Below are 7,977 nucleotides of genomic sequence, written 5' to 3' on the forward strand. Positions count from 1 at the left end.
CCGCCGCAGGCGCCGCATTGAGCAGGCCCGAGAGCAGCCGCCTGGGCGTGCGGTGGCTGCGCGGATCGCCCGTGCGGCTCTGGCGGCGACGATTCACCATCTCGAAAACATCCTCGTCGACGATCCGCAGATGCGGCGCCTCGGCGATGCGCCACGCCTCCGGCGGCTTTGGCCGGAAGACGCGTCGGCCGGTCGACGGGTCGCGCACCATGCCGACGCGGTTGCAGACGATTCGCCCGACATAGATCTCATTGTGCGGCAACCCGTTGCGCCGCTGCGCCGAACCATTGATCGTCGAGGCGTTCCAGCGCGCCCCCCGCGGCGGCGGAATGCCCTCGCGATTGAGCTCGCCGGCGATCGCCCGCGGCGTCGCGCCGTCGGCGTAGGCTGAAAAGATGCGGCGCACCACGGCCGCCTCGGCCTCGACGATCTCGAGCTCGCCGTGCTTACGGCTACCGGGCGATAGCCGTAAGCACGTCCGCCGGCGTGTCGGCCGTCGCGGACGACGCCGGCCATGCCGCGGCGGACCTTATGGGCGAGGTCCTGAAGATAGAGCGCGCCGACAAGGCCGCGAATGCCGATCTGAATCTGGTCGGCCTTGCCGTCGTGTACGGCGCGAAGCTCGATCCCCAGGAAGTTGAACCGCTTCCAGATGCCGGCGAGGTCCTCCTGATCGCGCGACAAGCGGTCGAGCGCCTCGACGAGGATCACCTCGAAGGCGCCGTCCCTGGCCGCATCCATCATGCGCATCAGGCCTTCGCGGCCGAAGATTGAAGCGCCGGAGCGGGCCCGGTCGTCATAGAGGGCGACGATGTCGAGGCCGTTCTTTTCGGAGTGCGCGCGGCAGAGCGCGACCTGGTCTTCGATGGAGCGCTCGTGTTGGAGCTCGGTCGAGAAGCGCGCATAGATGGCGGTGCGCATCAGGATTGATCCCGCTCGGACCGGGGCAAGGCCGCCTCGGCCGCGCGGCGATGATCCTCCCGCGCGGCGGCGCGAGCAAGCGCTTTGACGAACTCCACAAGCTTCGGATCGAGCGCGCGGGTTTCGAGCCGTCGGGCCGCGCCCGCCGGCATCGCCTTCCTGCCCGATCTCCGCGCCTCGCTCATCGTCCCGCGTCACGTCGACAAACGGCGCCGTCGCCGTTTTTTCCAACGTACGCGCTTCCGGGCGCGGACTTCTGGTCACAGGCGGGTCAAAGCGAGGTGCCGCCGCTCAGGCATTTCCATGAGCCTGGCAGGTCGGGCCGATTTCAGAGAAAGGTCGGGCTCTACGCCTTCCGCGCTTTTTGGTCGTGCTAAACTGAAACAACGGAGGCCGTCGTGACCGATTCGGTTCTTTTCAATCTTGGCATTGCGGACAGTGGCCGAGTCCGAGCGCTCTGCGCGAACTCCACTTGAACGCATCCTGAACGATCTTTAGGAGACGATGAAGGTTGGAAGCGTTTTATACGGCAAGGGGGCGCTGAGGTGCTGAAGGCGCTGAGTTTGTTCACGGGCATTGGAGGGTTAGATTTCGGCTTCGAAGCAGCAGGCTTCACGACAATCGCGGCGGTTGAAGCAAATACGACTGTGGCGGCCACGATTCGGCTGAATCGCAAGTGGGATGTGCTGGAAACGAACCTCGACCCGCGTCGAGCCGTCGATATTTGTTCGTCCACAATCATCAAGGACGCAGGTCCACTCGACATTGTGATTGCGGGACCGCCCTGCCAGCCTTTCTCAAAGGCCGCCTACTGGCGGGAGGATGGGGCGAGCGGGCTCGATGATCCCCGCTCAAGGACCTTGAACGCTTTTCTGCAAGTGATCGCGCTGACACGGCCGAAGGCTTTCTTACTGGAGAATGTGCCTGGCTTCGCCGCGCGCGGTCATTCTGGTGGCTTAGATCGCGTCCTTACAGGAATAACGCGCGTAAACAGCACATTTGGGTCACGATATAGAGTGCATTGGGCGAAGCTCAATTCAGCAGACTATGGCGTACCCCAGATTAGAGAGCGAGTATTCCTTGTTGGTGCTGAGGACGGCAGGGATTTTATCTTTCCAAATCCGACCCATCGAAACGCTTCAGGCACAGACGATGATGTTAGGTTACCGTTATATACGACCTGTTGGGATGCCATCGGGGATATCCCCAGCTCAAGTGACGACAGCTTACGGATGAAAGGGAAATGGGCAGGCTTGCTGCCCTCAATACCTGAAGGTGAAAACTACTTGTGGCACACCAACAGAGGCGGTGGGATGCCGTTGTTTGGCTGGCGCACTCGGTACTGGACTTTCCTTTTGAAGCTCGCGAAGGACCGACCTTCTTGGACAATCCAATCGCAATCTGGCTCCGCGAGCGGCCCATTTCATTGGTCGAATCGTAGATTGTCTGCGACAGAGCTATTCCGATTGCAGACATTTCCCCAGAACGTGAAGTGTGATGCAAGCCGCAGCGAGATGCAACGCATGGTCGGAAATGCGGTTCCGTCATTGTTAGCTGAGGTACTGGCATGTGAGATCAAGAAGCAGTTCTTCGGCGCGAAACTCGACACAAGCAAATCACCGACGCTTGCCGTGCCGAAGAGTGAGACAGCGCCCCGTCGGACGGCCGTGCGGCCTGTGCCACCAGCCTTTCACGAGCTGGTAGGAACACACGCCGATCATCCAGGTACCGGGCTTGGACCCGGCGCTGCCGCCGGCGCCCGGGCGAAACGCGACGCGCTACGCAAGTTTAAGGCTGCATGACCATGGCACGATCCGCTATCTCTCGTAACCGCTGCTGCACGATCGTAGGATCAGCCGTCTCGCACTCCCAAACTGTCACGACTCTCCATCCCAGATCCATAAGGAGCGTTGCAGCGCGCGCGTCGCGCTCTTGGTTTCTTCGCAACTTCGGCAGCCAGTATTCTAACCGGCTCTTCGGTTGCCGGCTAAGCCGGCAGCCTTCATGCTGGTGCCAAAAGCAGCCATGCACAAATACCGCTACTTGTCGGCTGGGAAAAATCAGATCTGGCGATCCCGGCAGGTCACATCGATGAAGCCGAAACCGCAACCCGGACGCATGAGCCGCGCGACGCACAACAAGCTCCGGCTTGGTGTCTATCTTTCGAATTTTCCTCATATGCGCGCTTCGCTCCGCGCTCGTGAGATGATCACCCAAGATGCTTCCCTTCGATCCAATGGCGTCGCCTATGATATTAGGATTTCTGCTGCCTCGATAGGTAACGGCGATGTCCGTTAGCGCGGTCAATATTCGGCCAGGAGTGAGCATCCTGTCAGTGCTCCGCCACCTCAATTACCGGCCCTGGTTTGCCCTAGCAGAATTCGTCGACAACGCGTTGCAGAGCTATCTTGACAATGAGGATAAGCTGCAAAGTCTGACGCCGCCAGCGGGTTCGCTAGTCGTGAGGATCGACATCGAGGCGACTGGCGCGAACCGCATCACTATCCGGGACAACGCAGGCGGGATCGCCGAAGCGCAATATAAGCGAGCGTTCCGTCCTGCTGCGATTCCTACCAATAGCTCGGGCCTTTCCGAATTCGGGATGGGAATGAAGAGTGCAGCCTGCTGGTTCTCGCCTCGATGGCATGTTCGCACGAGCGCCCTCGACGAGCCGATCGAAAGAACAGTCAGGTTCGATATCGACCGCATTGTCAGGGACGACATCGCCGAGCTCGTCGTGGAGGAGCGCGCGGTTGCGCCAGACGCGCACTTCACGGAGGTGGTGCTTGAAGAACTCCACCGGCCGCCGATCGGGCGCACCGTCGGAAAGATCAAGGAGCACTTGACGGACATTTTCCGGGTCTTCCTACGGCGGAAACAGATGCAGCTCGTCGTGAATGGCGACGCGCTTATCTACTCGGACCCCAGGACACTCACGGCGCCGTACTTTCGCACTCCAGATGCCGCCCCAATCTTATGGCGCAAGGACATCAATTTTGATCTCGGGCAAGGCATGTCCGTCGACGGGTTCGCTGCGATCCGAGAAACCGCCAGCGTGTCGAGCGCGGGGTTCGCGCTCTTCCGCCGATCGCGCTTGATTCAGGGAAGCGCGGATGAAGGCTACCGACCCGAGTATATCTTTGGTAAGCCCAATAGCTACTGCTATCAGCGCCTCTTCGGCGAGCTGCATCTGACCGGCTTCGAGGTCGCGCAGACCAAAGACGGAATCCGCTGGGACGAGAATGAGCAGCCGTTTCTAGAACTTCTATTGGAGCGTCTGGACTCTGACGACCTTCCTCTTATCCACCAAGCGAACGGCTACAGGGCCCGCGCCTCAAGAGCGGCTGTGCAGACCGCGGCGCGGCAGGCGGTTGATCATACCGCGTCAGCCCTCGAGCGGACACTGGAGCCAGTCGCGGAAGCGATTGCCGAGAAGCCGCCGGTGAGCGCGCCTCCCCTCGAAGAGCTGCCGCAGCAGGGAAGTCTGGCAGAGCGAGAGCTTGATATCCGCTTTCATGGTATCGCCTGGCGAATTGTCATCGAGCTCAACGACGATCCCAGCATCGGCGAATGGCTCTCAATCAGTGACACCAGCCGGCCGACGAGCGATGGAGCACCCAGGTTGCTGCGTCTGCGTCTATCGCTGGCGCATCCCTTCATGGTGCGCTTCTCGGGTGTCGACAGCTCTGCGATCGAATCCCTTCTGAGGACCGCCGCAGCGATAGGACTTGCCGAGGTGCTAGCGCGAGAATCGGGTATAAACCAGGCGGGAACGATTCGGAGAAATGTCAACGATCTCCTACGCGATTCTCTATCTCAGCCATGATGCAGGGCGATATGAATTCGGTTATTCCCAATATTTCTACCCTATCTGTCGGCGCGGCGTGGGCGCCACATGTCGGCGAGGAGACTAGGGAGCTGCTACGTTCCTCGTCGGCGCCGGCAGATAGTCACGACAATATCATCGCATCCGGTAGGTCGATCCTGTCGAAATGCGTTCCGCCAACGTCTCCCGCTGGCCAGGAAACGGGCCTTGTGATTGGATATGTGCAAAGCGGTAAGACGCTCTCGTTCACCACGGTGGCGGCGCTGGCGCGCGACAATCTTTATCCCATCGTCATCGTGATCGCCGGCACGACGATCCCGCTCTTCAATCAGTCCACGACGCGGCTCCAAAGGGATTTGCGGCTGAGCACACGGCCCGATCGTCGCTGGCAGCTCTTTCCCCTTCAGAAGGAAACCCACCAAGCCAGCATGCTGAACGCTATCAAAGGCGTTTTGGCGGACTGGGCAGATGCGTCGGTGCCCGATGACGACAAGAAGACCGTGCTCATCACGGTGATGAAGCATCACAGCTGGCTCGCGCAGCTTCGCGCGATGTTGGCGAACCTCGAGCTTGGTGGCCGCCCGGTGCTTATCATCGACGACGAAGCAGATCAGGCTAGCCTAAACGCAAAGGTCAACAACGGCGAGCAGACAACGACCTACACTAGGATCATGGAGCTTCGCGCAGAGATCCCGCATCACACTTTCCTGCAATATACGGCGACGCCACAGGCTCCACTGCTGATCAACATCATCGACCTGCTGTCGCCTCGCTTCGTCGAGGTCCTTGAGCCCGGAGCCGGCTACGTCGGCGGGAGGGACTTCTTTGTCGCCTTGCGCAACTCGCATGTGAGGCAGATTCCGCCGGGCGAGGTGCCCACCCCAACGAATGTGCTGACGGAGCCACCTGGTTCGCTTCTCGAGGCATTGCGCCTTTTCATGGTCGGGATCGCAAGCCACCTCATCCGTCATGGCGATACAGGCAACCGTTCGATGCTCGTGCATCCGTCTCATAGGACTGACTCGCATCAGGAGTTCTTCAACTGGGTCCAGGGTGCCTTCAACACTTGGCAGCGCACGCTCGAGCTGGACGAAGCCGATCCAGATCGGCGTGATCTGCTGGCCGAGTTCGCCGCGGCTTATGATGACCTTGCGACCACAGCGAACGATCTGCCGACATTCGATGCCGTCACGGCGGAGCTGCTCAGAGCTTTTCGAAACGCGACCGTGATGGAAGTCAATGCGGTTCCAGGCAAGACGCCAACGATCCGATGGCAGAATTGCCTTGGATGGGTGCTCGTCGGCGGACAGGCGATGGATCGTGGGTTCACCGTGGAAGGGCTCGTGGTTACATACATGCCAAGAAGCGTTGGGGTCGGCAACGCCGACACGGTCCAGCAGCGCGGTCGTTTCTTTGGGTACAAGCAGGGCTACCTGGGCTATTGTCGGATCTACCTGGAAGCGGGGGGCCGGCAGGCGTTTCATGACTATGTCGAGCACGAGGAGGAGATTCGGACTCAGCTCGAGGACTACGAGCGCACCGGGAGGCCGCTGGGTGAGTGGAAGCGAGCGTTCATCCTGTCCCCCAACCTGCGTCCAACTCGATCGAGCGTCCTAGATCTCGACTATATGCGCGGCACGTTCTCGGACTCGTGGTTTGATCCCAAGTATGTCAACGGCCCTGCCGAACTCCTCATTGCAAATCGTCAGTTGATCGAAGCATTCCTGGTGCGGCATCAGTTCGTTGATATGGATGGGCATTTAGATCGGACAGCCATACAGCGTCACAAAGTTGCTGATGATCTCGCCTTGTCCGATGTCCTCCGGGATCTGCTGGTAGAGTTCCGTTTGGCAGAGCTGCGTGACTCTCAGAACTACATTGGCGCGCTTCTGCAGATTAGCCGTGGTCTCGATCGGAATGGCGGCGAGCGATGCACGGTGGTGCGGATGAGCGGCGGCCAGCCACGCGAACGCGGCGCGAGCGAAGATGGCCGTATCACATCGCAGCTGTTCCAAGGCGCGAACCCGTCAAGAGGGCCGACGCAGGGGAGTGTCTATCCTGGCGATCGTCACATCCACGGCTCGGATAAAGTCACGATCCAAATTCACAACCTTAATCTCACAAGGGGCACGAACGGGCCGGTGGTCGTCGAGAATATTCCCGTGATGGCCATCTGGATACCTGCGAGGCTCGGAGCGGGCTGGCTGGTCCAAGCCTCAGCATGAGCCATCATCCCATGGCTTCCGAGTGGAAAAGTGCAGCGGCGCGGGAATTGCAACGAAAATTTTAGCGCAGGCTGAACAGCCCATTCCGGAGAATGGCGGATTTTGGCGAGTTATACCGGACGCGAAATTGAAGGCGAAAAGCGTGGTTTTTGAGGTGTTTGCGGGTTGAATTCCACGGCTAAGTCCTTGATTTGACTCATGGAATGAGTGAGAGGAAACGAACCCCCATGGCCAGCTTTGAAGGCTGGGAAAAATCGCATTATTTCAAATACATGAATGTTGAAAGGCACAATTCTAGCACAGGCGAAGCACAGGTGCCTTTGGGCTTACGGCGCGCCCTGCTCTGGTGACAGCCCGGGCGTCCAGCGCGACGCCGTCGGGCAGGCGGCACCGAAAGCCCGCCGCGTGGGCGGCGAACTCGATCGCGAGGTCCGTCAGGGCTTTGGCCGCCTTTATGTCCGGCTCACCGTCCTGTTTTCTGTCGCGCATATCATAAATATATCATTGTGTTGCGGTGACTGTCCAATGATTCTGCGCCGGCTTTGTGGCCGCTTTCTTGACCGCTGAACGTCGAGTCGACCCCAATGTCTTTTCCGAGGGCGGCCGCGCCCCGCACCGTAAGCGATTGAGGGCGCGTCGATGCGCCGGGACAGACGTCATTGCTCAAGCCCCACTTGCCAACCTGCCTTCTGTGGGTCACAAGTACCCGCCCGCCGACTTTGGCGTCCTATCCCTAAAAGCGATTGTCGAAGTCAAACTCATGCGCGCCGCCGGGCAAAGAGCCTGCGCGGAGGTCGTCGAGCAGATAGCGGCCAATGCCGGTTTCTATCTTCCACGCAAATGATTGATGGACGCTGTAAAAAGCGGCCCCGGTCGCAGACTAAGAGGCCCTAACAAAACCCTTTGTTAACCATGTTTGGTTGACCGTGAGGGATGGCCAAGAAGCTGCTGCCCGACGCCCTCTGGGCGGAAATCGCACCTCTATTCCCTCCTGACCGGGCTCGC

Annotated in this window: 5 protein-coding genes and 2 pseudogenes; 3 read left to right on the forward strand and 4 right to left on the reverse strand. The window is 59.9% G+C overall.

Translation table 11 applies throughout. From position 1 onward, the window contains the following. Window positions 1-133: 133 nt before the first annotated feature. The 3 genes and pseudogenes from ACE3OG_RS14730 to ACE3OG_RS14740 all read right to left on the reverse strand — a co-directional run. Window positions 134-409: pseudogene (locus ACE3OG_RS14730) on the reverse strand (recombinase family protein); the annotation flags it as partial. Between the two features lie 140 nt (window positions 410-549). After that, window positions 550-921 (reverse strand): annotated as a pseudogene (locus tag ACE3OG_RS14735) (recombinase family protein); the annotation flags it as partial. Next, on the reverse strand, window positions 921-1,106 hold the full coding sequence (locus tag ACE3OG_RS14740; RefSeq protein WP_374309968.1) for a hypothetical protein: 186 nt from the start codon (window positions 1,104-1,106) through the stop codon (window positions 921-923). The gene ACE3OG_RS14740 and the pseudogene ACE3OG_RS14735, both read right to left, overlap by 1 nt. A 360-nt stretch (window positions 1,107-1,466) precedes the next feature. Between ACE3OG_RS14740 and ACE3OG_RS14745 the strand changes: the two genes are divergently transcribed. Next, window positions 1,467-2,723: a DNA cytosine methyltransferase gene (locus tag ACE3OG_RS14745; RefSeq protein ID WP_374309970.1), complete on the forward strand. Its 1,257-nt coding sequence runs from the start codon at window positions 1,467-1,469 to the stop codon at window positions 2,721-2,723. Here ACE3OG_RS14745 and ACE3OG_RS14750 read toward each other — a convergent pair. After that, window positions 2,710-3,249 carry a very short patch repair endonuclease gene (locus ACE3OG_RS14750; protein ID WP_374309972.1) on the reverse strand — a complete coding sequence of 180 codons (540 nt, stop codon included), beginning with the start codon at window positions 3,247-3,249 and terminating at the stop codon, window positions 2,710-2,712. The genes ACE3OG_RS14745 and ACE3OG_RS14750 overlap by 14 nt on opposite strands. A 7-nt stretch (window positions 3,250-3,256) precedes the next feature. Between ACE3OG_RS14750 and ACE3OG_RS14755 the strand changes: the two genes are divergently transcribed. Then, window positions 3,257-4,747: an ATP-binding protein gene (locus ACE3OG_RS14755; protein ID WP_374309974.1), complete on the forward strand. Its 1,491-nt coding sequence runs from the start codon at window positions 3,257-3,259 to the stop codon at window positions 4,745-4,747. Next, entirely contained in the window at window positions 4,744-6,972 is a 2,229-nt protein-coding gene (locus ACE3OG_RS14760) for a Z1 domain-containing protein (protein ID WP_374309976.1), read from the forward strand. Before ACE3OG_RS14755 ends, ACE3OG_RS14760 begins: the two co-directional genes overlap by 4 nt. The last annotated feature ends 1,005 nt before the right edge of the window (window positions 6,973-7,977 follow it).

Origin of the sequence: Methylocella sp. (assembly GCF_041905455.1) — a bacterium.
Taxonomy (GTDB): domain Bacteria; phylum Pseudomonadota; class Alphaproteobacteria; order Rhizobiales; family Beijerinckiaceae; genus Methylocapsa.